Here is a 25,873-nt window from a genome sequence, read left to right on the forward strand (position 1 = left end):
GTGTTTAAATCTAGATAAATCTTAATACCTTTATTAATTAAATCAAAGAACGTTTAAATGGGTTCTTTGTCGTATTTTTTTGATTTATACTCTAAAAACAACAATATTTATATGGCTATTAATGAATCTAAACTGAATTCTAAAATCTGGTTATCTCCACCTCACATGAGTGGACACGAACAAGAATTCATAACAGAAGCATTTAAATTAAATTGGATTGCTCCCTTAGGACCAAATGTAAACGGTTTTGAAAAGGATATTGAAACATATCTAGACCAAAAAAGTTATGCCACGGTTTTGAGTTCTGGCACAGCAGCAATTCATCTTGCATTAACCCTTTTAGGTGTTAAACAAGGTGACGAGGTGATATGCCAAACAAAAACATTTGTAGCGTCGGTAAACCCTGTGGTTTATTTAGGCGCAACACCTATTTTGGTCGATAGCGAAGAGCAAACATGGAACATGTGTCCTGTGTTATTAGAAAAGACAATAAAAGATAGAATTAAAAAAGGAAAAAAACCAAAAGCTATTATAGCTATTAATTTATACGGAATGCCATATAATGTAAATGAAATACAAGCAATATCTAATCAATACAACATTCCTGTTGTAGAAGATAGCGCGGAAGCATTTGGGAGTCAGGTTAATGGTCGAAAGTGCGGTACATTTGGTGATTTTTCTATTCTTTCGTTTAACGGAAATAAAATAATAACTACTTCTGGCGGTGGTGCTTTAATTTGTAAAACCGAAGCTTTAAAGAAAAAGGCAATCTTTTTAGCTACACAAGCAAAAGAAGACGGCATAGAATACGAACACAAAAGCATTGGCTACAACTATAGAATGTCTAACATTATTGCTGGAGTTGGCAGAGGACAAATGAAAGTTCTTGATAATTACGTAGCGTTAAGAAAACGAAATCACAAGCATTATTACAAGAAGCTACAAAGTATAGAGGCTATTACATTTCTTCAAGAACCAGAAGGATATAGCTCTAACAGATGGTTAACCTGTATTCTATTAGACACAAAACAGACAAGAGATAATTTACTAAAAGTATTAAATGACAACAATATTGAAGCAAGACCCTCCTGGAAACCTATGCATTTACAACCTTTATATAAAGACACTCCCGCATACTTAAACGGAGTTTCTAATAAATTATATGAAAAAGGTTTATGCTTACCAAGCGGATCTTGTCTTACAGAAGCAGATTTAAACAGAATAACAAAACTAATTATATCGTATTTTGATTAATTATAATGACATATTAAGAAAATTAACAGAGCGATACGCATCAAAATGGCTTGTACTATTATTTGATTCTTGTATTGTACTCTTTACTTTCTTTATAGCGTATATCATTAGATTCAATTTTGAAATAGATTTTAATTTTTACACCTTTTTAAAACAACTTCCTTTTGTTTTTGCAGCAACCGTAATTAGCTTTTTAATGGTTAGCTCCCATAAAGGTGTTGTAAGATTTACAGGAGTTAAAGATGTTGTCAATGTGGTTATTGGTTTAAATATTTTGGCCACTATTTTAATTATTACCACCTATATAAGTAGAGAGTATAATTTTGATAGCGTTTTTGATATTCCAGGATCCATCATATACATTCATTTATTACTTAATATTTTCTTTATAATTGGTGCTAAATTTTTCATTAAACACATGTACAGAAGTCTGTTTCATGATTTTGAAAGTTTAAAAACAGTTCTTATTTATGGCGCAGGAAACTCTGGAATGATAACCTATGATGCCATTACCAACGATGCTAAAAGCAATATTAAGGTTTTTGGGTTTTTAGATGATAAAGATGGTAAAATCGGAAAAAAAATAAACATGCTAAATGTTTATAATCCAAAAAAAATAGATAAAGAATTTGTAGAAAAAAACAATATAGACGAAGTAATTATATCTATTCAAAGCATAGACTCGAATAGACTTTTAGAAATTTCTGGATCTTTCTTTGCATTAAACCTAAAAGTAAAAATTGTTCCAGATGTTCAACATTGGATTGATGGAGACTTAAGTATTGGACAAATAAAAGACATTAAAATTGAAGACCTTTTAGGAAGAGAGCCAATTAGAATAGACAACCCATTATTAATAGACGAGTACAACAACAAAGTACTTCTAGTTACGGGAGCAGCAGGTTCTATTGGTAGTGAGCTAGTTAGAAAACTTAGTATCTTTAAATATAAAAAGCTAGTAATTATAGATAATTCGGAATCTGCTTTATATGATTTACAACAAGAACTTAAAAGAAACAATATAACAAACGTTGAGACTATTATTGCAGACGTAAGAAACAAGCAACGCTTAGATCAAATTTTCAACACCTATAAACCGGAAATTATATTTCACGCAGCTGCGTATAAACACGTACCTCTAATGGAGAACAATCCATTTGAAGCAGTTAGCGTAAATATATTTGGCACCTACAACACAGCAGAACTTGCCATGAAACATGGTGCAGAAAAGTTTATACTAATATCCACAGACAAAGCTGTAAACCCAACCAATGTGATGGGAGCAACAAAGCGAATTGCCGAAATATGCATCTTCTGTCAGAAAAACATAGTAAAAGGAAAAACGAAATTTATAATTACAAGATTTGGTAATGTTTTAGGATCCAATGGCTCTGTCATTCCATTATTTAAAAAACAAATAGAATCTGGCGGACCGTTAACAGTTACACACAAGGATATTATTCGTTATTTCATGACTATTCCCGAAGCGAGTCAACTAGTACTGGAAGCTGCAGCAATGGGATTAGGAGAAGAAATATTTGTTTTCGATATGGGAAAACCAGTTAAAATAATCGATCTAGCAAAAAACATGATTGCCCTTTCAGGATTAAACTACCCTGAAGATATTGATATAAAAATAATAGGATTAAGACCAGGTGAGAAAATTTTTGAAGAACTATTAATAGATGGAGAAAACACAAAACCAACGTATAACGAAAAAATAATGATTGCTAAATGTAGAGATGTAAATGAAAATCAGCTAGAAAAAATAAAAAAATTACTACTATTAGATTCTACTTCTTCCAATATTGAAATAGTTTCTATAATAAAAGACATAGTGCCTGAATACAACCCTAACAACACCAAATACGATGTTTTAAACATAAAATAAACTTATAAAAAACGCTATTAATCATGAAACCACTTTTTAACCAAACAAAGACTAGTATTGTAGTTACTCTATTAGCCATTTTTTTATTTGCTTCTTGCGGAACAACACAAGAAGTAACTTACTTTCAAGATGAATCCCTTGCAGACTACACCCCATTAGATTTTAATACCGATGTAGTTTACAAAACCAATGACAAAATCTCAATAATTGTTTCCTCACTAGATCCAGAAGCCGCAAGGCCATTTAATCTACCTACAATATCTGAAGGACAATCGGCAATTGTAACACAAGGTAGTACCAAAATGCAAACCTATCTAGTAGACAAGTTTGGTAATATTGAATTCCCTGTACTTGGCCAAATAAAAATAGGAGGTTTAGGCAGAACAGAAGCTACGGAATTATTAAAAGAAAGATTAAAGGAATATCTAAAGAATCCAATTATCAATATTAGACTAATAAACTTTACGGTTACCGTTTTAGGAGAAGTACGTAATCCAGGAACATTTGTTCTAGAAGACGAAAAAATATCTTTATCAGAAGCACTAGGTTACGCTGGAGATTTAACCATTTACGGTAGAAGAGATAACGTTTTACTTATTAGAGATAATAACGGTAAAAAGCAATATGCTAAATTTGATTTAACATCTATCTCTGTACTAAACAACCAGAGTTACTATCTAGCGCAAGACGATGTTATTTACATATCGCCAAACAAAGCTAAAGCGCGTTCTGCATCTTACAACCAAAATACAGCAGTTGTAATTTCGGCACTTGCCGTATTAGTATCATTAACCGCCATTATAATAAATTAAAAAGCCTACCAATGAATAATAACGCTGCAAATCAAAAAGAGCATTTTAGAGATTTAGTAGATCCATATTTAAGCAAATGGAAACTAGTAATTCTATGTGTAATTGCTGCAATAGCACTAGCTCATCTATATTTAAGATACGCTACCTACCAATACAAAGCGAGTGCTACCATACAAATTAAAGACGAAAGACAAAGTACTAAGCTACCAGAAATATCCTCTTTACAAAATTACGGTTTATTCAAAAAAGACCTTAATAATGTTTTAGATGAAGCCGAAATTATTGGATCCAGAGAATTAATAGAACAAGTAGTTAAAGATTTAAAGTTTAATATTCAATACTATGTGGAAGGCAGAATTCAAAATCACGAAGTATACGCCAATCCGCCATTAAACTTAAACTTTAGCGCAACAGACTCTATTCTTTTTCAAGCAGATACCATAATGAATGTGAAAATACATTCCAAAACACAATTCCTACTTAAAGGTATCACTGAAGGAGAGAAAATATGGAAGTCTAAAGACCAAAATATGGAAGATCAAGGAACATTACATAGTTTTGGTCAACCTATAAAAACAGGATTTGGAGATATTATTATAACACCAAATCTTGGACAGTATGCAGCTAAAATTGGCTCTAATATCACTATTGAAATTTCTCCAGTTAGCAAAATAACAGGAAACTTTAAAAAGGATTTACGTATTGAAACCAAAGAGTACTCTAGTATTATCAAACTATCTATCTCTAATAACAATAGAGAAAAAGCTTCTTTATTCTTGAGTCAATTAATAGAAGTTTACAATAAAGATGTAGTTAAAGACAAACAAAAAGTAGTAGAGGTTACATCAGACTTTATTAATAGTAGACTTGAAATAGTCTCTAGAGAATTAGGGCAAGTAGATTTAACTGCAGAAACCATTCAAAAAAGAAACAGACTAACAGATTTAGCAACACAGTCTAATATCTTTTTACAAAATGAAAGAGATAATGAAACGCAAATAATCAATACCACCAATCAAATTCAGTTAATAGATTACATGAAGGATTTTGTGGATGACAACAGTGATTCTTCAGATTTATTACCAGCAAACATAGGAATTGCAGAAAATTCAATTGGAGAAATCACAAGAAGACATAATGACCTTGTTATTGAAAGAAATAGATTATTAAAACATTCTAGCGAAAAAAATCCAACAGTCGTAAATTTAACCTATCAAATTAATGAGTTAAAAGGTAATTTAAACCAAAACCTAAACAATATTAAGTCTTCTAATCAAATCACATTAAGCTCTTTAAGTGAAAAAGCGAATAAAATTAGCGGACAAATTTACACAACCCCTAAAAAAGAAAGACAATTTAGAGACACACAAAGACAACAAAACATTAAAGAATCTCTTTACTTGTATCTACTTCAAAAACGAGAAGAAGCAGCTATTTCACATGGCGTCTCCTCTCCTAATGCCAAAGTTGTAGACAGAGGTTATTCAAGCAACAAACCAGTATCACCAATAAAACCAATAGTATATCTATCTGCACTTATTTTAGGCGCAAGTTTACCAATAGGATTGATTTACTTATTTCAATTATTAGATTCAAAAGTGCACACTATTAAAGACATTAAAAAGAATATAGATGTACCTTATTTAGGAGATATACCAAAATCTAACAATCGTAAAAAACTTATTGATAAAGTAGATTATTCTGCAAAAGCGGAAGCTTTTAGAATGGTTAGAACCAATATAGATTTTATGCTTCAAGGTATTTCAGATAGAGCAAAAATTATATTCGTAACGTCTACTACTAGTCAAGAAGGTAAATCACATACCTCTATAAACCTAGCTTCTTCCCTATCTTTCTCAGAAAAGAAAGTGCTTTTAATTGAAACAGATATTAGAGTACCAAAAGCGACCAATTACTTAAAAATTAAAAATGAAATTGGAATCACAAATTTCATAGGAAATAAAAACCTTACCGCAAGCGAAGTAACTACTAAATTAGAAAATAACCCTTTTTTAGATGTCATTCCAGCAGGAGTTATTCCTCCTAATCCTTCCGAATTATTAATGAACGATCGTGTTGGAGAACTATTTGAAGCCGTTAAAAACGAATATGACTATATCATTGTAGATACCGCTGCTGTTGGTTTAGTAACAGATACGCTACTTATTAGCAAATATGCAGATATGTTTGTTTATGTAGTACGAGCAAATTATATAGATAAACGTCAATTGCATATAGCACAAACGATGTATACGGAAAAACGTTTACCAAATATGGCTATTCTACTAAATGCAGTAGACCATAAAAAAGCAGGAAGCTACACCTATGGTTATGGTAAAAACCCAATAAAGAAAAAATGGTGGAAGAAGTCTAGCTAAGACCAAATAGAAAGCATAAAAAATCCCGAAACTTTTCGGGATTTTTTATGCTTAAAACTGAAATTATTTTTTATACTACTTCCCTTTTCTACGTTGCTTTTCCTTCTTTAACAAAGTAAGTTCACGACCTGTTTGTCCCGCAACAGAAGTGTTTTCTTCGGCTCTACGTATCAAGTAAGGCATCACGTCTTTTACCGGTCCGAAAGGTATATATTTTGCTACATTATAACCATAATGGGCAAGATTGTAGCTTATATGGTCACTCATACCATAAAGCTGTCCAAACCAAACTCTAGGATCTTTATTTGCTATGTTTTTAGACTTCATTAAATCCATAACCAAATAATTGCTATCCTCATTATGTGTCCCCACAAATACAGACATAGCTTCCAAATGATCTAACATATAAGAAACAGAAGCGTTAAAGTTTTCGTCTGTTGCTTGTTTACTCTCACAAATTGGAGAAGTATAGCCTTTCTTTTCAGCTCTTTCATTCTCTTTCTCCATGTAAGCACCACGAACCAATTTATAGCCTAGAAAGTAATTGTTAGTTTTTGCTAAAGCAGCTTCTTTTTTCAAGAAAGTCATTCTATCATGTCTATACATTTGTAATGTATTGTAAACAATAGGTTTTTCGGTATTATAACGTTGCATCATTTGTCTAACTAAATCATCTGCTGCATCTTGCATCCAGCTTTCTTCACCATCAATTAAAACAACCACATCCTTTTCTTTTGCAGCTTTACAAACGGCATCAAATCTAGCTACTACTCTATCCCATTCCGCCTGTTCTTCATCAGTAAGCGCTTTTCCTTCGCCTAATTTTTGGTATAAATAAAACCTACCAAAACCCGTAGGTTTAAAAACCACAATAGGCATACTTTCCTTTTCATCTGCAAAATTTACAATCTTTAATATTTTTTGCATTGCTGCATCAAATTCCCCTTCGTTTTCTTTTCCTTCCACCGAATAATCCAAAACAGAACTCACACCTTTTGTGTACATATTCTCTATAACAGACAAACAATCTTCTTCATTTACACCACCACAAAAATGATCAAAAACCGTAGAACGGATTAAACCCTCAATAGGTAAATTAGCTTTTAAAGCAAAATTGGTAGCCGCAGTACCAATTCGCACCAAAGGCTCATTAGAAATCATTTTAAACAAAAAATAAGCGCGTTCTAATTGCGAATCATTTTTTAATGCAAAAGCAATTTCCGTATTTTCAAATATTTTATCTGTATGCATGAGAATATTAAGTTTTCTGGAACAAATATAATTGAAGTCTATTATATTTGATTAATTTCTCCTTATTTTTACGTCAAAATAATTTTATAGTTAATGACACCTATTGCTACTCAAGATTACAGTATCTATTTCAATGAAAACGGGTATACTTCTTTAAATGAACACTTAAAAGCTGCAAACTATTCTAAAATTTTCTTTTTAGTAGATGAAAATACAAACGTAGACTGTATGCCTTTTGTTTTAGCTAATATAGATACCGAAATAACATATGACATTTTAGAGATGGAATCTGGGGAAGAAAACAAGAATTTAGATATATGTTTAGGTCTTTGGGAAGCTTTATCGGAATATGGCGCAGACAGAAAAAGCTTAATGATAAATGTTGGTGGTGGTGTAATTACAGATTTAGGTGGTTTTGTAGCTTCTACATTTAAACGCGGCATTAGCTTTATAAACATCCCAACCTCATTACTAGCAATGGTTGACGCTTCTATTGGTGGAAAAACAGGAATAGATCTAGGCCATTTAAAAAATCAAATAGGTGTTATAAACACTGCCGAAATGGTTTTAATCGATACCGCTTTTCTAGCTACATTACCTGAAAATCAAATGCGATCCGGCTTAGCCGAAATGCTAAAGCATGGCCTAATATCAAACCTAGAATATTGGAGCAAATTTTTAGATCTTTCTAAACAAACAACCGCAGATTTAGATACACTTATTTACGAATCTATTCTGATAAAGAAAGACATTGTAGCACAAGATCCTCACGAAGAAAACGTTAGAAAAACCTTGAATTACGGACATACCTTGGGCCACGCCATAGAGTCTTACTTTTTAAGCAATGCAGACAAAGAACCTTTACTTCACGGAGAAGCGATTGCTGTAGGAATGATTCTAGCAAGCTACATATCTACAAAACTTGTTGGTCTTGACGAAACAACAAACCAAGAAATAAAAACTACAATCACAAATACTTTCGGAAAGGTAGTATTTGACGATAAGGACTACGCTCCTATTATTGAGCTACTTATATACGACAAAAAGAACGAGCATGGTAACATCAACTTCGTGCTTCTTGAAGCTATTGGAAAACCAAAAATAAACTGTAAAGTTTCTAACGAATTAATATTAGAAGCATTTAATTTTTACGCTTCGTAACTTTTTGAATTAAAAATTTTGTAACTTTAAGTCGCTTGTAAAAGAAGATACTATGGTTTTATTAACTTAAACACTCTAGTTATGCAAAGATTAATTGTAGACTACAAAAAACTAACTCCAGAACTTTTGGAGTTATTAACGCAAAAATTTCCGGATGGTTACGGAGATAACGATATCATTATTTTTGATAATCACAAAAACCAAACCATTGAAGCTGTTGAAGTAAAAACAGAAGACGCTATTTATTTAGTCAAGGTTAGTAGTAAGTTACATTACACCATGACTAATTTTGACAGTAATGACGATCTACTTTTAAACGATTCCGGTCATATTGTTATCGATGAAGAGGAATAATTATAAATACCGTTCTTTAATCACCTCACAATGATGCTTTTCATGACCAATATTAATAAATCCAATTGCTCTAACGGACATATTTCCGCCACTTGCTTTACCGCTTAACAAAAGCATTTCATTAGTAAAACTCTTAAATAAACTTATTGTAGATTTTCTAACATGCATATACTCTTCAATAAGAGAAGCTTTCGTTCTCCTGTTAGCATCGCTAGAAGGCGTGTATGCATTCTCACTAAATCCAGGCAACTCTGTATGGTCATTTCTAGAAAATCGCAAAGCGCGATACGCAAACACACGTTCTGTATCTATGATATGTTGCATCACTTCTTTTACCGTCCATTTGTCTTCCGCGTAAGCGTATTCCATTTTGTTTTCCGGCAGATTATTAAAAAAATCTAGTGTTGTATTAAAACTTTCAATTAAACCATCTAACAAGCTTAAATCATTAGCTTTACTTATGTATGTTTCATAATACGTATTGTATTCTGAAGCGTTTAAATCTTTTACTTTCATAAATTTTTAAAAATAAAAAAGCCCTTAAAAAAGGGCTTATTAAATACTATATTTGATTTCTATAATTCGCTAAATATAGAATGCATTAATCGTTTTTTGTCGTTTATGCTCTCTTCTAAAGAGATCATCGACTCTGTTCTATAAATACCATCAATATCATCTAATTTAAAGATAATATCTTTTGCGTTTTCTGTGTTTTTAGCTCTAATTTTACAGAAAATATTAAACTTCCCTGTTGTGATATGTGCTACCGTTACATTTGGTATTTCGTTTATACGTTCTAAAACAAATTTTGTTTGTGAAGTATTTTGCAAAAACACACCAACGTAAGCAATAAACGAGTAACCAAGCTTTTTATAATCTAAAGTTAATGAAGAACCTTTTATTATTCCGGCATCTTCCATTTTTTTAACTCTTACATGCACAGTTCCAGCAGAAATTAATAGTTTTTTTGCAATATCTGTAAAAGGAACTCTGGTATTTTGAATCAACATATCTAAAATCTGATGATCTATTTCGTCTAATTTAAACTTAGCCATTTTTATCGTATTATTAAATTTTATTCAAAAATAATACATTTTTATTGATTTATATATACTAAATATCAAGATTTTGTTAATTTTAATGAAATTTCTTCATTTCTTAACTTTACTAAATCGTTTTCGTAACCTATAGTTATCGCCTCTTTTTTTAAGGTTTCTACTACACCGCCATTAACATCTATTTCTTTGTGTGCAAAAAACTGATTTATACTTGTAAATTTCTCGATTTTAGGTATAAATTCAATCGTATTAGTAATTAATCTTTCTTGATACTGGATTGCTATATCTAACAAATCACCACCTGGCTCTACTCTAGCGTTTCTAATAATAAGGTCATAAAAACACTTCTGGTTTTCCGGAATGTCTATATAAGGAAGATAAGCATCACCAGAAACAGCATTTTTAGCTATATAATCCAAAGAAACCAGTAAAGACTGAAAAACATACACTCTAACCTTTTCTCTTGTGTAATCGTCCTTATAATGACCTGCTTCAAAAAGAATGGTAGGTGTATTTTGCGCTTGAAAGGTATCCCCAACACAGTTTATATTAAAAGAATCATCATAAACACCAACTTGATTTGGTATCTGCATCTGCAAATTAGCATTCATAACCGCAATAATCTCCATAGCTCGCTTTCTATTGTTAGTAATAGTACAAGCCTCATCCTGTGCTGGCGCTAAAAACGAAACCGTTGCCGAATTATTCGTGTTTCCTGCGCTAAAGATAGTCCGCTGTCCATGTAAATTATAACAAAAATGAGGCTTAAAAGCTTCAAAACAAGACTTAAGAACAAGGCTTTCTGGTTGCGTAAGCGCTTGGGCATCTCTATTTAAATCAACTTGATTCGCATTTACACGCGTATACGCTTTAGCGCCATCAGGATTTAAAATAGGAATAATCTGTATTGTACACGCTTTTAAAATAGTCTCCGAAACTTCCTGGCTGCTTAATAAAAGGTTCAATAAATCGAAAATAGCCTTCGTTGTCGTGCTTTCGTTTCCGTGCATTTGAGACCACATCAATATTTTTTTAGGTCCAGACCCAAGCGTAATAGTATGAATATTTTCATTCAGAACAGATTTCCCCACCACCGAAACTTGGCATTTTAAAGCTAGCTTTTGCAACAAAGGAGCAATGTCTTTTGCGTGAATATATCTATTAAAAAGTTGCACTTCTTTGTATCTATTGAACAACAATTCTAAGGTTTCTAATTCCATATGTAATTTGTATTGATTACAAAGGTAAACAATTGATAATTTACAATTGTAAACACTAAAACCGATAAACTTTGGTTACATTGTTAAACAGATTTACAGAAGTCTACAAGGCAAAGCAAATATTGCGTTATAAAATTTTAACATTATTGCGATTTAAATCTTAAATATCTTTATTTCAGATAATTAAGCTATCTTATTTAAAGCTTCAAATGAATATATATTAAATATATTAGACTAATACAACCATGCTATTGAAATAATGTTTACATTTGTAACGTTATAAAAACAAAACAACTTGTTTACAATGATAAACACCGAAGGATTTACAAAAAGACTACAGAAAGTCATCGATTTTTATGGAGAAAGTGCCTCTTCTTTTGCTGAGAAAGTTGGTGTGCAACGCTCCACTATTTCGCATATTCTTTCTGGCAGAAATAAGCCAAGTTTAGATTTTGTAATGAAGGTGCTCGCCCATTTTCCAGAGGTGGAATTATATTGGTTGATGAATGGAAAAGGAATTTTTCCGAAGGACAATAAAAGTGAAGTGAAAATTCCAGAAATTGAAAAAGTGGAAAAAAAGATAGATCCACCAAAAAGCGAAAAGGAAGAAATTTCAACTTCACCTTCTTCTTCGATTTCTTCTTCTTTAAATAATTCGATAAATGCTTCTTCCGAAAAAAAAATAGAACGCATTGTTATTTTTTATTCGGATGGTAGTTTTCAAAATTTTGACAATTTGTAACCTAGTACATTATTTTTTCATTTAGACGATTCTCAGCAAATGCCATTTTTATAGTTTTCTATGTTCTAAACTTTTTTTATTAAAAGTATTCAGAAGCATCTATACTATAAGATTTCAAAACAAACTATATCCTAAAATAAAAAATACACGTATTACTTTCAGAAAAAAACTACAATAACACAAAATATTGCTAATTTTGTACAAAATGTTTTTCATGAAAAAGATACTGTTATTTGCAATTGTTTTAAGTTTTTCTGGCTGTTATCAAGTAGAGCGAAATTGCACCGATTATAAAACAGGAAGTTTTTATAGTGAAGTAGTCATAGATGATATTATTTATAAATCTGACTTTACAAGAACTAGTGATTTACAAATTGAAGTTTACGAAGGAAAAACAGATTCTACACAAGTACGTTGGATTAATGATTGCGAAATGATATTCAAAACCATTAAACCTAAAAATATGGCAGAGCATAAAGACGTGCATTTAAAAATACTTACAACTACAGATAGCTCATATACTTTTGAGTATTCTTATGTTGGTGAAAAATTAAAACAAAAAGGAGCTGCTTTTAAAAAATAGCAACGCGTATTTATGCGCAAAATTTCTAGGGATGCTCAAAAGAATATAGCATGTTTAAAACTAGAATAAACTTGGTAACCGTCCGGAAAGTTTTCGGAAACAAATAACAAATAGGAACATACCTTAATATAAAATATTATGTTAGATTTTTTATTTACTAGTGATGCGATTTTTGCATTGTTAACTTTGACCTTTTTAGAAATTATTTTAGGGATAGATAATATTGTATTTATTTCTATAGCTGCAAACAAATTACCAGAACAGCAACGTAGCAAGGCAACAAATATAGGTTTACTGCTTGCCATGGTGCAGCGTATTATATTATTATTCTTTGTTTCGTTTTTAGTTGGCTTAAGTGAACCTTTTTATCATTTTGAAACCTCATGGTTACAAATCGCTGTAAGCTGGCAAAGTATTATATTATTTGCTGGAGGATTATTTTTGATTTATAAAAGTACTTCAGAAATTAGAGAAAAAGTAGACACGCCACATCATGATGAAGATGCTGTGAAAGGTAAAAAAATCACTTCCTTGTCGCAAGCAATCACGCAAATTGTAATTATTGACTTTATCTTCTCTATAGACTCGATTTTAACTGCAGTTGGTATGACTAACGGTTTACATGAAAACCATTACTACAATCTTGTTTTAATGATTATTGCCGTAGTAATTTCTATTAGTATCATGATTGGTTTTGCAAACCCAATTCGTAAATTTATTGATGCACATCCAAGTATGCAAATTTTGGGTTTATCTTTTTTAATCCTAATTGGTTTTATGCTTATTACAGAAGCGGCTCACCTTTCACATACCAATTTATTTGGAAAAACGGTTGGCGCAATACCTAAAGGCTATTTATATTTTGCTATCGCCTTTTCTTTAATGGTGGAGTTTATTAATTTTAGAATTACTAGGAAGAAATAAAATCACATGAAAGTCGATTGTGATTTAGATTTCTCGACAAGCTAAAAATGACATTATCTTTTTAAAGAGCTATTACTTTAAGAACAAGTTTAGTCTTTAATTTATAAAAAAATGTCATTCCGGCAGCAATGGAGGAATCTTTTTGTTAGATTTCTCGACTACATTCGAAATGACATTTTGTATTTTAAAATATTAAAATATTTAGATAAAAATTTCTGCCAATGTTGGTATTTCCTCCAACATTTTCAGATGCATTATAAGGATATAGATTCTGAAACAAGTTTAGAATGACATAATATTAAAACAAGGTTATTTGTCCTTCGCCATCTTTAGATGCATCCTTATCTTCTGTTGGTTTTGAATCTCCTTTTTTAACTTCTTCCGACTTTATTTTTAGTGTTTCCTTTTCTGGTTTTTCTGAAGTTTTCTCAGAGGTTTCTTCTGTTACATCTTCTTCTGCTATCACTTCTATTTCTTCTGCTGGAATTTCCTCTGGAGCTTCATAAGGCAAAGGATCTAATAAACTTATTTGATTCACTTTATCTTTTGTAAGTTGATTTCCTAAGGCTGAAATTCCTTTTACAGCTATAAATTCTTCTAAATTTAGCTCTACATTATCTTTTCGATCTTTCCCTCTTTCTTTAGTGAACTCAATTTCTGCCATTGGTTTCCAATCTGTAGAAACAATTTCTAATTGTGATTTTGGGTGTTCAGAAATAAAGCTTTCTTCCTTACCTTCGGTTTCAATTAAAAAACGTTTTACATAGTAAAGTTCTTTTCCGCCATCAAAGTAAATAGCAGAAATCGGCTTTTTAGGAATCCATTTTTCTAGCACAATCATATCCTCTTCAAAATGCGCAGTAATTTCAGGAAGTATGGTTTTTACCATTCCAGATTGTGTGATAATTAGCAATCTGTCTTCTCCTCTAAATTCCCCAATTAATTCACCTCTAGCATCTACATTTAATCGTTGTACGGTATCATCAAACCAGATTTTTCGTGGTTTTAAAGTAGAAACTCCTTTTTCTTTAAGTTCTATTTTCTTTACAGGATGCTTGGTAACTACATTTCCTTTAGATGCTCTTCCTTTTATTATTACATTAGAAAAATCTAAATCCCATTTTAGTTTTTTTATACCACCCACTTGACGTAACATGATAGAAACTACTTCTGCTTCTCCGTTCGGATTTGCTGAAAAATATAGGGCTACGGAACTAGAATTCCCGTTTGTTAAATCGTATTCTCTATCGCGAGTTGTACTGGTAACGGCAAATCGTTTTACATACGAAGGTCCGCTTTTACCATCTCGATAAATCATATTGTAAATGGTACGTTTGTCTTTCTTTTTAAAGATGGCAACGTGAATAATATCTTTACCAATAAACGTTTTACTATCTACTTTGGTAACCATCATTTTACCAGATTTGGTAAACACAATAATATCATCAATATCACTACAATCACCAACGTACTCATCTCTTTTTAATGAGGTACCAATAAAACCTTCTTCTCTATTTACGTACAGTTTTGTGTTACGAATAATTACTTTTGTAGCATCTACATCATCAAAAACTCGAATTTCTGTTTTACGTTCTCTTCCTTCGCCATATTCCTTTTTTAATCGTGTAAAATATGCAATTGCATAATCGATAAGATTTGCAAGATGATGCCTTACTTCTGCTATTTGTTCTTCCAGCGCATCAATTTTTTGCTGTGCTTTATCGATATCAAATTTCGAAATACGTTTGATTCGTATTTCGGTTAAACGCGTAATATCTTCTTCCGTTATGGCACGTTTTAAATGTTTTATATGTGGCTGAAGTCCTTTATCTATGGCTTGAATTACGCCTTCCCAAGTTTCTTCTTCTTCAATATCACGATAGATTCTTTTTTCAATAAAAATACGTTCTAACGAAGCAAAATGCCATTGTTCTTGAAACTCACCAAGTTTAATTTCTAATTCTTGTTTTAAAAGCTGCACTGTATTATCTGTACTACGACGAAGCATTTCAGAAACACCTACAAAATATGGTTTGTTATCCTCAATAACACAACCCAAAGGCGAAATAGAAGATTCACAATTGGTGAATGCATACAGTGCATCAATCGTTTTATCTGGCGAAATACCGGCAGGTAAATGCACTAAAATCTCTACATTAGCTGCCGTATTATCCTCAATTTTTTTGATTTTTATTTTTCCTTTTTCATTCGCTTTTAAAATAGAATCTATTAAAGACGACGTATTTGTAGCAAAAGGAATTTCTGTAATAACTAATGTATTCTTATCATATTGGGAAATCTTTGCACGTACGCGAACCTTTCCTCCTCTTAAACCATCATTATACCCAGTGATATCTGCAATTCCTGCAGTAGGAAAATCTGGAAGAATGGTGAATCGTTTTCCTTGTAAATGTTTTACAGAAGCATCAATTAATTCGATGAAATTATGCGGTAATATTTTAGTAGATAAACCAACCGCAATTCCTTCTCCTCCTTGCGCCAAAAGCAATGGAAACATTACTGGAAGATTTACTGGTTCTTTTCGTCTACCATCATAAGAAGCTTGCCATTCGGTTATTTTCGGGTTAAAAACAACGTCCAATCCAAACTTTGAAATACGTGCTTCAATATAACGAGAAGCTGCTGCTCTATCTCCTGTTAATATATTTCCCCAGTTTCCTTGTGTGTCTATAAGTAAATCTTTTTGTCCGATTTGCACCATAGCATCTGCAATACTTGCATCTCCATGCGGATGGTATTGCATGGTATGACCAACAATATTTGCTACTTTGTTATAACGACCATCATCTAGATCTTTCATAGAATGCATGATTCTACGTTGCACAGGTTTAAAACCATCTTCTATTGCAGGAACAGCACGCTCTAAAATTACATAAGATGCATAATCTAAAAACCATTCTTTAAACATTCCAGTAACCCTGGTAATGGTTTCTTGTGGTTCTTGACTTTCGTTTTGCTCATTTACCAAATCATCATTATCTTCTATCATGAACTAGCTAATTTTCTATTGTTTTTAATCATTTTATTTAACGATTGTCGGATGTATTTTCGTTTCTTTTTAGCAACCATAGTAACATTAAATCGTTCTTTTCTAGAGGTACCACTTTTATCTTTTATTAGTAACACCAAACTAGTGTACACTATATAATTATTAAACTTAAAACCTTTTAAATCTGTTTTAGTAAACTCGACAGTATGTTCTCTATAATTAAACCTATCCGATAGTAATAAACCTCTATTGGTAACTACTACTTTCATACCATCACTATCGTATTCAAAAAACTTTGAAATAGAATGAACCACAAAAAAAAGCAGACCAAAACTTAATGCTATAATTAAAAATACAACCAAAGCATTACCACTAATGTTGCTAAACATTTTAAACATAACAGCCGAAATAATAGCAAATACGATAAGTATAAAATATAATGAAATTATAAAATTCTTTGCTTTATTGTTGTTGGTTCTCATTTTGTGAATTTTGCTTTTATAGGATATGAATTATACACTTTCTTCTTCTATAATATCTAATTCCACCTTCAGATTGTCGATAATAAACTCTTGTCTTGTTGGTGTGTTTTTTCCCATGTAGAAACTTAGCAATTCTTCAATCGACATATCTTTATCTAGCATTACAGGATCTAATCGAATGTCTTGCCCTATAAAATGTACAAACTCATCTGGTGAGATTTCACCAAGTCCTTTAAATCGAGTAATTTCTGGTTTTGGCTTTAATTTTTGTACTGCATCTCTTCTTTCTTGTTCGGAATAGCAATACGCCGTTTCCTTTTTATTACGCACTCTAAACAATGGTGTTTGCAAAATATATAAATGTCCTTCTTTTATAATTTCTGGGAAGAATTGCAAAAAGAAAGTAATTAATAACAAACGAATATGCATACCATCGACATCGGCATCTGTTGCAATTACAATATTGTTATAACGTAAATCCTCAATAGACTCTTCTATATTTAAAGCTGCTTGTAGTAAGTTGAATTCTTCATTTTCATATACTATTTTTTTACTTAGTCCGTAACAGTTTAAAGGTTTCCCTTTTAAACTAAATACTGCTTGTGTATTTACATCACGGGATTTAGTAATACTACCAGATGCAGAATCTCCCTCGGTAATAAACAAGGTGCTTTCTAGGTTTCTGTCGTTTTTAATATCTCCAAAATGCACTCTACAATCGCGTAATTTTTTGTTGTGCAGACTTGCTTTTTTCGCTCTATCTTTTGCTAGTTTTCTAATTCCGGAAAGCTCTTTACGTTCGCGTTCTGCTTGCAATATTTTGCGTTGAATACTTTCTGCTACATCGGTGTTTTTGTGTAGAAAGTTATCTAGGTATTTTTTAAGAAAGTCATTGATATAGGTTCTTACCGTTGGCAATTCGCCTCCCATATCTGTAGAACCAAGTTTGGTTTTTGTCTGACTCTCAAAAATAGGCTCCATTACTTTTATGGCAATAGCGCATACTACCGATTTACGTATATCGGAAGCCTCGTAATTTTTACCAAAATATTCTCTTATAGTTCGTACTAATGCTTCTCTAAATGCTGCAAGATGCGTTCCACCTTGCGTGGTATTTTGTCCGTTTACAAAAGAATGATATTGCTCGCTATACTGTGTTTTACTGTGCGTAAGCGCTACTTCTATATCGTCACCACGTAAATGAATAATTGGATAGGACCTGTCTGTTTCGTTAATGTTTTCGGATAATAAATCTTTTAAACCATTTTCACTGTAGAATTTTTCACCGTTAAAAACAATGGTTAATCCTGGATTTAAGTACACATAGTATTTGAGCATTTTTTCAACATACTCACTTCTGTACTTGTAGTTTTTGAAGATAACTTCATCCGGAACGAAAGATACTTTAGTACCTTTTCGTCTCGAGGTATCTTCTAATAGATCTTGATTAATAAGGTTACCTTGTTCAAATTCCGCGGAAGCGCTTTTATTATCCCTCGTAGATTCCACTCTAAAAAAGGAAGATAAGGCATTTACAGCCTTGGTACCAACTCCGTTTAAACCTACAGATTTCTTGAAGGCTTTAGAGTCATACTTCCCACCAGTATTCATTTTAGAAACTACATCTACCACTTTTCCTAAAGGAATACCACGTCCGTAATCTCTCACAATCACTTTGGTTCCTTGAATAGAAATCTCAATGGTTTTACCAGCTCCCATTACATATTCATCGATGGAATTATCTAGTACTTCTTTTAAAAGAATATAAATACCATCATCTGCCGAAGAACCATCACCAAGTTTACCAATATACATCCCCGGACGCATACGAATATGTTCTTTCCAGTCTAGTGAGCGTATATTATCTTCGGTATATTTGGTTTCTTGAGACATAGTTGAATAAAAAAATAGGATAAGTTGCTAAGATAGTATTTCGCGTGAAAAAATGAAATACAGAAGGCACAAAGTAATTAACAAGTTATTAGAAAATGAAATTGGGGTTAAAGCTTCATTTGAAATTGAAAATGAAGTCGATTTTTTAATACGATAACATTTCAGGAATTATTCAAATAAGATGCAAAAAAAAGCGAGATGAAAATTCATCTCGCTTTTAGTCTTTACTCTATTTTCTCTATTCTTTTTTACACATTAAATAAGAAATGCATTACATCGCCATCTTTAACCACGTAATTCTTTCCTTCTACTCGCATTTTACCAGCTTCTTTTACCTTTGCTTCACTACCAAAAGTAACAAAATCTTCATAACCTATAACTTCTGCTCTAATAAAACCTTTTTCAAAATCGGTATGAATAACACCAGCAGCTTGAGGTCCTGTTGCTCCAACATTAACGGTCCAAGCTCTAACTTCCTTTACTCCTGCTGTAAAATACGTTTGTTGTTTTAATAACTTATACGCAGAACGAATTAATTTCGCAGCTCCAGCTTCTTCTAAACCAATATCTGCTAAAAACATTTGTCTTTCTTCGTAATCATCCAATTCATTAATATCTGCTTCTGTACCAACTGCTAATACTAAAACTTCAGCATTTTCATCTTTTACAGCTTCTCTTACTAATGCTACGTATGCATTACCAGAAACAGCAGATCCTTCGTCTACATTACAAACATACATTACTGGTTTGTCTGTAATAAGCTGACTAGGTTTTACAAATTCTAAATAATCTTCTTCGCTAAATTCTAAAGCTCTTACCGAAACTCCAGCTTCTAAATTTTCTTTTATTTTTAATAAAACAGCCTCTTCTTTTTGTGCTTCTTTATTTCCAGTTTTTGCGGCTCTTTTTACTTTATCTAATTTTTTATCTACAGTTTCTAAATCTTTTAACTGCAGTTCCATATCGATAGTCTCCTTATCTCTAATCGGATTTATATTACCATCTACATGAATAATGTTGTCATTATCAAAACAACGCAATACATGTAAAATAGCGTCGGTTTCTCTAATGTTTGCAAGGAATTGATTTCCTAAACCTTCTCCTTTACTTGCTCCTTTTACTAAACCTGCAATATCTACAATCTCTACAGTTGCTGGTTGTACACGAACTGGCTTTACTAGTTCTTCTAATTTTTCTAATCTTGGATCTGGTACATTTACAATTCCAATATTAGGTTCAATAGTACAAAACGGAAAGTTTGCACTTTGCGCTTTAGCATTAGATAAACAATTAAATAAAGTTGACTTTCCTACATTTGGTAATCCTACAATTCCTGCTTTCATATGTGTTTTTCCGCAAAAACGGAAATCTTTAAATTAAACTTCTTTTACCTGCCAAAGGCATATACCTTTCAGGAAACTATTTTTATTAGCGATTGCAAATATAAATGATACAACTCATTATTGATTAATTTTTAATAAATAAGTTAATAAGTTAAAAACAAAATCTCACTTAAATGTTTAATTTACATATCTTTAACCTATAACTAATCAAAAATAATAACGATATGAAACACTTTTATTTAGTATTGCTTTTACTTTTTAGTGCCCAATTTGCCATTGGACAAACAATAACTGGAAATATTACAGATCCAGAAGGCTTACCGTTACCAAATGTAAATATTATTGAAAAAGGAACCACTAATGGTGTTACCACCGATTTTGATGGAAATTATAGTATTACTACCAATGAAAATGCGACACTTATTTTTAGCTATATTGGCTATGACACACAAGAATTAGACGTAAACGGACAGTCCTCTATTAATGTTACTATGGCAGAAGGTGTAGGATTAGACGAGGTGGTACTTGTTGGATCTCGTAGTCCTAAAAGAACTGCGCTAGACACTGCTGTTCCTGTCGATGTTCTTGATGTTGCTGGAATTGCATCCTTAACAGGAAAAGTAGAAGTTAATGAAATACTTCAATATGCAGCTCCCTCCTTTAATGCAAGTAAACAATCGGGATCCGATGGTGCCGATCATGTGGTTCCTGCTTCTTTAAGAGGTTTAGGTCCAGATCAAACACTGGTATTAATTAATGGAAAACGAAGACACCAATCTTCTTTAGTAAACATCTTTGGAACAAGAGGTCGTGGAAATTCTGGTACCGATTTAAATGCGATTCCTGCTTCTGCTATTAAAAGAATAGAAGTTTTAAGAGATGGTGCTTCTGCACAATATGGATCTGATGCCATTGCTGGTGTAATTAATATTGTACTTAAAAATAATACAGATGGCGTTTCTGGAGGTATTACTTACGGTGCTTATAGTACAGCCGTTGGAGATGGTTGGGAAGAAAGATCTGGAGAAACCTTATACAATGTAGAAGGTGAAAACAGATTAGATGGTAAAGACAAAAGAATGGATGGAGAAACCGTTAAAATTGATTTAAACTACGGTGCAGCTCTAGGTAAAAATGGCGGTTTTATAAACTTTACCACAGAACTTTTATCCAAAAACAACACGCTTCGTCCTGGGTTTTCTTGGAGAAAAGGATATGGTAGTGCTGGTGTAGACGGATTTAACTTTATGGTAAATGCAGCAATTCCTGTAGATGATAAAACAGAAATTTATGCTTTTGGTGGTCGTAACTTTAGAGACACCAATGCATATGCTTTCTCTCGTGATAGTTTTGATGATGGAGATAATAGATCGGTACCTAGCTTATATCCTAATGGGTTTACTCCTAGAATAACTTCTAATATTACAGACATTTCTGTTTCTGCCGGTGTAAGACACGAAATGAGTAACGGATGGAATGTAGACTTTAATAATACCTTTGGTAAAAACGACTTCCATTATTATGTAAAAGATAGTAATAACGCTTCTATGGGAGATGCTTCGCCGACAGATTTTGACGCTGGTGGACATTACCTTTCTCAAAATACTACTGGTGTAGATTTTAATAAATATTTTGAAGATGTAGCTTCTGGATTAAGTATTGCATTTGGTATGGAATATAGAACAGAAAACTTCGGGATTTTTGCTGGAGAGGTTGCTTCTTACGCGCTTTATGATGAAAACGGAGTTCCTGTTACAAATCCTGCAACGCAAACAGTAGCTACAGATACTAATAATGATGAGTTACCCGGAGCTTCTCAAGGTTTCCCAGGTTATAGTCCTGCAAATGAAATAGACAGAAGCAGAACCAATTATGGTATTTATTTTGATACCGAACTTAATATTAGTGACGACTTTTTAATTGGAGGTGCTTTACGTTTTGAAAATTATAGTGACTTTGGAAATACTTTTAATTTCAAAATTGCAAGTAGATATAAATTACTAGATGATGCATTAGCTATTAGAGGTTCTGTATCTACAGGTTTTAGAGCGCCTTCTCTAGCCCAATTGTATTATAACCTTATTTTCAATAATATAGTGGCTGGTGAATCTGTTCCTTCTTTATTATCTGCCAATAACAGTACCGTTACTAAAGCTTTTGGAATTGAAGAATTAAAAGAAGAAAAAGCATTTAACGGAAGTGTAGGTTTTACTTTTAAGAAAAGTGGATTCACTGCAACTATAGATGGATATTTAATTAATGTAGACGACAGAATTATACTAACAGATAATTTTACAGATCAAGCAATTTTAGGTCCTTTAAATGTAGATGCTGCGCAATTTTTTGCAAATGGTGTGGATACGCAAACCACTGGATTGGATATTGTTTTAGGCTATGAAATGGCTTTTGGAAAGGATAGTAAAGTTAATGTAGGCGTTATTGGAAACATTAATAAGTTAAAAATTAAAAACATAAATACACCTGAATTTGAAGGAAGTAGCATGACCGATGAAGAAGCAGAACTAAGATTCTTTGGTCCTTTTTCTCAAGCATATTTAAAGGCTGCCGCTCCAGATTATAAATTTGGTTTAAACCTTGGCTATAGCGTTTCTAAATTCCATGTTTTAGTATCTATTACTCGTTTTAGCGAAGTACAACTACAAGATTTTCAATGGGTAGATTCTCCTCCTGTAACTTTTGCAGAAGCAGACGCTTTAGAACAAGTTGCAACAGATACATATGACGCAAGAAATATTGTAGACTTAAGTTTAGGATACAAGTTTACAGAAAGCCTGAATTTAACTTTAGGAGCAAATAACTTATTTAATAAATATCCTACTTCTCAATTTGATGGTTGGACAGATCAAGGTGGTTTAGCCGATTCTGTTCAAATGGGTTCTGATGGTAGATATGTTTTTGCTAGACTAGGATTTAATTTCTAAAATATTAAAAACAGTAAAAACAAAAAAACCGAGCAATTGCTCGGTTTTTTTTATATAAAGCTAGCAATTATAAACATCGTATTACACAATTGGCCACAATTAAATTATTCACAATAATACATGCAAGAGTCACTATAGGATTTTGCATACATGCTTCAGCCATATTAACTATACAATTTCTAAAGCAAGAATTTCCTTGACCTAAAGTAGAATCTGTAGGGCCTGTGTAAGAACCTCCATCCACTTTGAATACTCTACCACCTCCATCGGATTTTACTAAATCGGCTCCACCAAGAAGCTCATTCTTACTAGTACGAATATCAAATTGTATGTCACTTGTATCTTCTTTTATTTTATTTTCAATAACAAGGGCATTTTCTAATACACCATTTTCAATTGTAAAAAATAATTGTCTTAAATCCACACCTTCAGTACTTAAATCCATAGAATAAAGCACCTGACCGTCTATTGTATTTTCTTCCAAAGATTGATCCATCATGGCTTTATCTATATTTGAATATGTATTAGACAATTCTTCAAATTTTGCACTCGAAAATAAAATTGTAGATTCTTTTTTAAATTCGGAGTTTGATGCGGTTTCAAAATCAGTCTCTTTCTCACAAGAAGTAAAAATCAATAGTAATAAAGTTAGTGTTAAAAATTTTCTCATAATTTATATATAGTTTAAAAGTTACAGAGTTAATTGTTATTACCTTATTTCTTTCCAAAGGTTAATAACTTGATTCTTTGCGTTATGTTCCAATTAAACCCTAAATGTTACCCGTAAATTATTTTTAATTTTTTAAAAAAAATAGTCAAAAAAAAACCTAAGCTTAAGCTTAGGTTTTTTTAAAATTAATTCCATTATCTCCTATCCCTTTAATTCTTAACTATTTTTGATGAAAAAACTCCTGTATTCGAATGTACTTTTAAAAAGTAAACACCATCCGAAAAATCTTTTATATCTATTTCTAACTTTCTTTGATTAATGTTAGAAATCGTCTTTATTAAGGAGCCACTTACATTATAAAAAGTAATAGAATCCATAAAATCCTTTGACGAAATATATAATTTCTCTGCAACTGGATTTGGATAAACAGTAATTGTATTTAATGCATATTCTTCTACACTTAAACTAGAGCAATCGGTTACAACATTACAATTAGTATAACCATTGTAATCTACCAATGCTTGTATTTGATCAACTTCGTTAGCATCTACACAAATAGCAACTAAGTTTGGACAACCAGCTATACTACTAGTTTGCACTGCTGACATCCTATTCCCGTTTTTAAGATTAATTGCCGTAAGATCTGGACTACCATAGAATGAAAAAAAGCTTAAATTAATGTTATTACTAAAATCTATCGTCTTTAATCTATTCGTATTTCCTAATGAATTAGTCATACAAGTAAATGTAGAAAGGTTACTATTATTACTTAAATCCAAAGTTTCAAATAGATTACTTCCACATCGAAGCGTTTCCAGATTAACATTATTACTAAGGTCCAAACTAATTATATTATTCCTATCACAATTTATATGGTTTAATAATACATTGTTTGTAACATCTAAAACTGCAACTGAATTTCTATCAAACCGCAAGGATTCAAGGTTTATATTATCACTTAAGTCAAAACTTGTTATTGCATTATCAGAACATGTAAGAGACTCCAGATTAACACAGTTAGATGTATTAATACTTGTCATTCCATTAAAATCACATGAAATTACTTTTAAATTAATATTATTACTTAAATCTAATACATCAATGGAGTTAAAATCACAATGTAAACGCTCCAGATTCGTAAAATATTCAATACCAATCATGGAGTTAATATTACTGCTATAAATAGCTATACTAAATACTGCTTCTGCTTCTGACACTTGAATTTCTCCATCATTGTTTGTATCTGCATTAGAGTCGGTAGTAGAACCTGGGACTAAACTCACACAGTTAGTATTCACTAATGCATTTTTAAAATTTGCATCTGGAATTTCTATTATTTGAGCATGTATACTTTGTATGCAAAATAGAACACTAAAAAAAAATACTGCAAATCTCATAATAAACTTGGGAATTATATTAGCTGTAAAGGAAACTTAATGCTTTATATATTCAAAAATAAAAGCAAAAAAAATCCTAAGTACAAACTCAGGATTTAATATTATTATTAAAAATATCTTCTACTCTTCCGGATGCATAAATTTTTGCTTTCCTAAAAGTACATCTTCTGTTTCTACGTGATCATCATCAGGTACACAACAATCTACAGGACATACTGCAGCACATTGTGGCTCTTCATGAAAACCTACACATTCGGTACATTTATCTGGTACAATGTAGTAAATCTCATCACTTATTGGTTCTTGTGCTTCGTCTGCATCTACAGATTTCCCGTTTGGTAAAACTAATTTACCATCTAAACTCGTTCCATCTTTGTATCTCCAATCGTCTGCACCTTCGTAAATTGCTGTATTCGGACATTCTGGTTCACAAGCACCACAATTGATACATTCGTCTGTTATTATAATTGCCATAGCGTAATTTTCAATTAAATTTAATAGTCTTTAA

21 protein-coding genes are annotated in these 25,873 nt (G+C 31.9%); 10 read left to right on the forward strand and 11 right to left on the reverse strand.

The genetic code is table 11. The annotated features are described in order from the left end of the window. The first annotated feature begins 111 nt into the window (after nt 1–111). The 4 genes from ACVCXO_RS14250 to ACVCXO_RS14265 are packed head-to-tail and all read left to right on the forward strand — an operon-like array spanning nt 112 to nt 6,335. Nucleotides 112–1,254, forward strand: coding sequence for an aminotransferase class V-fold PLP-dependent enzyme (locus ACVCXO_RS14250; protein ID WP_452230259.1), 1,143 nt, complete (start codon nt 112–114; stop codon nt 1,252–1,254). Beyond that, entirely contained in the window at nt 1,247–3,145 is a 1,899-nt protein-coding gene (locus tag ACVCXO_RS14255; RefSeq protein WP_452230260.1) for a polysaccharide biosynthesis protein, read from the forward strand. Before ACVCXO_RS14250 ends, ACVCXO_RS14255 begins: the two co-directional genes overlap by 8 nt. 23 nt (nt 3,146–3,168) lie before the next feature. Then, nucleotides 3,169–3,957: a polysaccharide biosynthesis/export family protein gene (locus tag ACVCXO_RS14260; protein ID WP_452230261.1), complete on the forward strand. Its 789-nt coding sequence runs from the start codon at nt 3,169–3,171 to the stop codon at nt 3,955–3,957. Nucleotides 3,958–3,968: 11 nt separating this feature from the next. Continuing rightward, entirely contained in the window at nt 3,969–6,335 is a 2,367-nt protein-coding gene (locus tag ACVCXO_RS14265; protein ID WP_452230262.1) for a GumC family protein, read from the forward strand. A 75-nt stretch (nt 6,336–6,410) separates the two neighbouring features. Here ACVCXO_RS14265 and ACVCXO_RS14270 read toward each other — a convergent pair whose 3' ends face one another. Then, entirely contained in the window at nt 6,411–7,586 is a 1,176-nt protein-coding gene (locus tag ACVCXO_RS14270) for a proline dehydrogenase family protein (protein WP_452230263.1), read from the reverse strand. Nucleotides 7,587–7,679: 93 nt separating this feature from the next. Here ACVCXO_RS14270 and aroB point away from each other — a divergent pair, with 93 nt between their 5' ends. Together aroB and ACVCXO_RS14280 are read left to right on the forward strand one after the other, a co-directional pair. Further along, the gene (gene aroB, locus ACVCXO_RS14275) at nt 7,680–8,747 is read left to right on the forward strand and encodes a 3-dehydroquinate synthase (RefSeq protein ID WP_452230264.1); all 1,068 of its coding nucleotides are present in this window, start codon (nt 7,680–7,682) and stop codon (nt 8,745–8,747) included. An 81-nt stretch (nt 8,748–8,828) separates the two neighbouring features. After that, the gene (locus ACVCXO_RS14280) at nt 8,829–9,101 is read left to right on the forward strand and encodes a hypothetical protein (protein WP_452230265.1); all 273 of its coding nucleotides are present in this window, start codon (nt 8,829–8,831) and stop codon (nt 9,099–9,101) included. Here the strand turns inward: ACVCXO_RS14280 and ACVCXO_RS14285 are convergent, their stop codons facing one another. The 3 genes from ACVCXO_RS14285 to ACVCXO_RS14295 all read right to left on the reverse strand — a co-directional run bounded on the left by ACVCXO_RS14285 (nt 9,102) and on the right by ACVCXO_RS14295 (nt 11,379). Continuing rightward, a complete protein-coding gene (locus tag ACVCXO_RS14285) occupies nt 9,102–9,617 on the reverse strand; it encodes a DinB family protein (RefSeq protein WP_452230266.1) in 516 nt (171 codons plus the stop codon). Between the two features lie 59 nt (nt 9,618–9,676). After that, the gene (locus ACVCXO_RS14290) at nt 9,677–10,156 is read right to left on the reverse strand and encodes an Lrp/AsnC family transcriptional regulator (RefSeq protein ID WP_452230267.1); all 480 of its coding nucleotides are present in this window, start codon (nt 10,154–10,156) and stop codon (nt 9,677–9,679) included. A 65-nt stretch (nt 10,157–10,221) separates the two neighbouring features. Next, the gene (locus tag ACVCXO_RS14295) at nt 10,222–11,379 is read right to left on the reverse strand and encodes a M14 family zinc carboxypeptidase (RefSeq protein WP_452230268.1); all 1,158 of its coding nucleotides are present in this window, start codon (nt 11,377–11,379) and stop codon (nt 10,222–10,224) included. A 304-nt stretch (nt 11,380–11,683) separates the two neighbouring features. Between ACVCXO_RS14295 and ACVCXO_RS14300 the strand changes: the two genes are divergently transcribed. From ACVCXO_RS14300 to ACVCXO_RS14310, 3 genes are all read left to right on the forward strand, one after another. Further along, a complete protein-coding gene (locus ACVCXO_RS14300; RefSeq protein ID WP_452230269.1) occupies nt 11,684–12,121 on the forward strand; it encodes a helix-turn-helix domain-containing protein in 438 nt (145 codons plus the stop codon). Between the two features lie 214 nt (nt 12,122–12,335). Further along, complete coding sequence (locus tag ACVCXO_RS14305; protein ID WP_452230270.1) at nt 12,336–12,704, forward strand: DNA topoisomerase IV; 369 nt, start codon at nt 12,336–12,338, stop codon at nt 12,702–12,704. Nucleotides 12,705–12,842: 138 nt separating this feature from the next. Then, entirely contained in the window at nt 12,843–13,628 is a 786-nt protein-coding gene (locus ACVCXO_RS14310) for a TerC family protein (RefSeq protein ID WP_452230271.1), read from the forward strand. A gap of 298 nt (nt 13,629–13,926) precedes the next feature. On the opposite strand, the gene ACVCXO_RS14315 is transcribed toward ACVCXO_RS14310, so the two are convergent. The 4 genes from ACVCXO_RS14315 to ychF form a co-directional block, all read right to left on the reverse strand. Continuing rightward, nucleotides 13,927–16,638, reverse strand: a complete 2,712-nt coding sequence (locus ACVCXO_RS14315) for a DNA gyrase/topoisomerase IV subunit A (RefSeq protein ID WP_452230272.1) — start codon at nt 16,636–16,638, stop codon at nt 13,927–13,929. Next, nucleotides 16,635–17,120, reverse strand: coding sequence for a hypothetical protein (locus ACVCXO_RS14320; RefSeq protein ID WP_452230273.1), 486 nt, complete (start codon nt 17,118–17,120; stop codon nt 16,635–16,637). The genes ACVCXO_RS14315 and ACVCXO_RS14320 overlap by 4 nt, the downstream gene beginning before the upstream one ends. Before the next feature lie 30 nt (nt 17,121–17,150). Next, the gene (locus ACVCXO_RS14325) at nt 17,151–19,013 is read right to left on the reverse strand and encodes a DNA topoisomerase IV subunit B (protein WP_452230274.1); all 1,863 of its coding nucleotides are present in this window, start codon (nt 19,011–19,013) and stop codon (nt 17,151–17,153) included. 248 nt (nt 19,014–19,261) lie between these two features. After that, nucleotides 19,262–20,356, reverse strand: a complete 1,095-nt coding sequence (gene ychF / locus ACVCXO_RS14330; protein ID WP_452230275.1) for a redox-regulated ATPase YchF — start codon at nt 20,354–20,356, stop codon at nt 19,262–19,264. 224 nt (nt 20,357–20,580) lie between these two features. Here ychF and ACVCXO_RS14335 point away from each other — a divergent pair, with 224 nt between their 5' ends. After that, a complete protein-coding gene (locus tag ACVCXO_RS14335; protein ID WP_452230276.1) occupies nt 20,581–23,298 on the forward strand; it encodes a TonB-dependent receptor in 2,718 nt (905 codons plus the stop codon). Nucleotides 23,299–23,365: 67 nt separating this feature from the next. Here ACVCXO_RS14335 and ACVCXO_RS14340 read toward each other — a convergent pair whose 3' ends face one another. From ACVCXO_RS14340 to ACVCXO_RS14350, 3 genes are all read right to left on the reverse strand, one after another. Then, nucleotides 23,366–23,968: a hypothetical protein gene (locus ACVCXO_RS14340; protein WP_452230277.1), complete on the reverse strand. Its 603-nt coding sequence runs from the start codon at nt 23,966–23,968 to the stop codon at nt 23,366–23,368. Between the two features lie 209 nt (nt 23,969–24,177). Continuing rightward, nucleotides 24,178–25,266, reverse strand: coding sequence for a T9SS type A sorting domain-containing protein (locus tag ACVCXO_RS14345; RefSeq protein WP_452230278.1), 1,089 nt, complete (start codon nt 25,264–25,266; stop codon nt 24,178–24,180). A 219-nt stretch (nt 25,267–25,485) separates the two neighbouring features. Continuing rightward, on the reverse strand, nt 25,486–25,839 hold the full coding sequence (locus ACVCXO_RS14350; RefSeq protein ID WP_452230279.1) for a 4Fe-4S dicluster domain-containing protein: 354 nt from the start codon (nt 25,837–25,839) through the stop codon (nt 25,486–25,488). Nucleotides 25,840–25,873: the final 34 nt, after the last annotated feature.

The sequence above is a fragment of the Lacinutrix sp. MEBiC02404 genome, from assembly GCF_053601575.1.

Bases quoted from the DNA above. Each gene is read 5' to 3' on its own strand.
- ACVCXO_RS14295 (WP_452230268.1), bottom strand. From the start codon at position 11,379: ATGGAATTAGAAACCTTAGAATTGTTGTTCAATAGATACAAAGAAGTG.
- ACVCXO_RS14265 (WP_452230262.1), top strand. From the start codon at position 3,969: ATGAATAATAACGCTGCAAATCAAAAAGAGCATTTTAGAGATTTAGTA.
- ACVCXO_RS14290 (WP_452230267.1), bottom strand. From the start codon at position 10,156: ATGGCTAAGTTTAAATTAGACGAAATAGATCATCAGATTTTAGATATG.
- ACVCXO_RS14250 (WP_452230259.1), top strand. From the start codon at position 112: ATGGCTATTAATGAATCTAAACTGAATTCTAAAATCTGGTTATCTCCA.
- ACVCXO_RS14300 (WP_452230269.1), top strand. From the start codon at position 11,684: ATGATAAACACCGAAGGATTTACAAAAAGACTACAGAAAGTCATCGAT.
- ACVCXO_RS14335 (WP_452230276.1), top strand. From the start codon at position 20,581: ATGAAACACTTTTATTTAGTATTGCTTTTACTTTTTAGTGCCCAATTT.
- ACVCXO_RS14280 (WP_452230265.1), top strand. From the start codon at position 8,829: ATGCAAAGATTAATTGTAGACTACAAAAAACTAACTCCAGAACTTTTG.
- ACVCXO_RS14305 (WP_452230270.1), top strand. From the start codon at position 12,336: ATGAAAAAGATACTGTTATTTGCAATTGTTTTAAGTTTTTCTGGCTGT.
- ACVCXO_RS14315 (WP_452230272.1), bottom strand. From the start codon at position 16,638: ATGATAGAAGATAATGATGATTTGGTAAATGAGCAAAACGAAAGTCAA.
- ychF (WP_452230275.1), bottom strand. From the start codon at position 20,356: ATGAAAGCAGGAATTGTAGGATTACCAAATGTAGGAAAGTCAACTTTA.
- aroB (WP_452230264.1), top strand. From the start codon at position 7,680: ATGACACCTATTGCTACTCAAGATTACAGTATCTATTTCAATGAAAAC.
- ACVCXO_RS14340 (WP_452230277.1), bottom strand. From the start codon at position 23,968: ATGAGAAAATTTTTAACACTAACTTTATTACTATTGATTTTTACTTCT.
- ACVCXO_RS14285 (WP_452230266.1), bottom strand. From the start codon at position 9,617: ATGAAAGTAAAAGATTTAAACGCTTCAGAATACAATACGTATTATGAA.
- ACVCXO_RS14325 (WP_452230274.1), bottom strand. From the start codon at position 19,013: ATGTCTCAAGAAACCAAATATACCGAAGATAATATACGCTCACTAGAC.
- ACVCXO_RS14320 (WP_452230273.1), bottom strand. From the start codon at position 17,120: ATGAGAACCAACAACAATAAAGCAAAGAATTTTATAATTTCATTATAT.
- ACVCXO_RS14270 (WP_452230263.1), bottom strand. From the start codon at position 7,586: ATGCATACAGATAAAATATTTGAAAATACGGAAATTGCTTTTGCATTA.
- ACVCXO_RS14350 (WP_452230279.1), bottom strand. From the start codon at position 25,839: ATGGCAATTATAATAACAGACGAATGTATCAATTGTGGTGCTTGTGAA.
- ACVCXO_RS14260 (WP_452230261.1), top strand. From the start codon at position 3,169: ATGAAACCACTTTTTAACCAAACAAAGACTAGTATTGTAGTTACTCTA.
- ACVCXO_RS14310 (WP_452230271.1), top strand. From the start codon at position 12,843: ATGTTAGATTTTTTATTTACTAGTGATGCGATTTTTGCATTGTTAACT.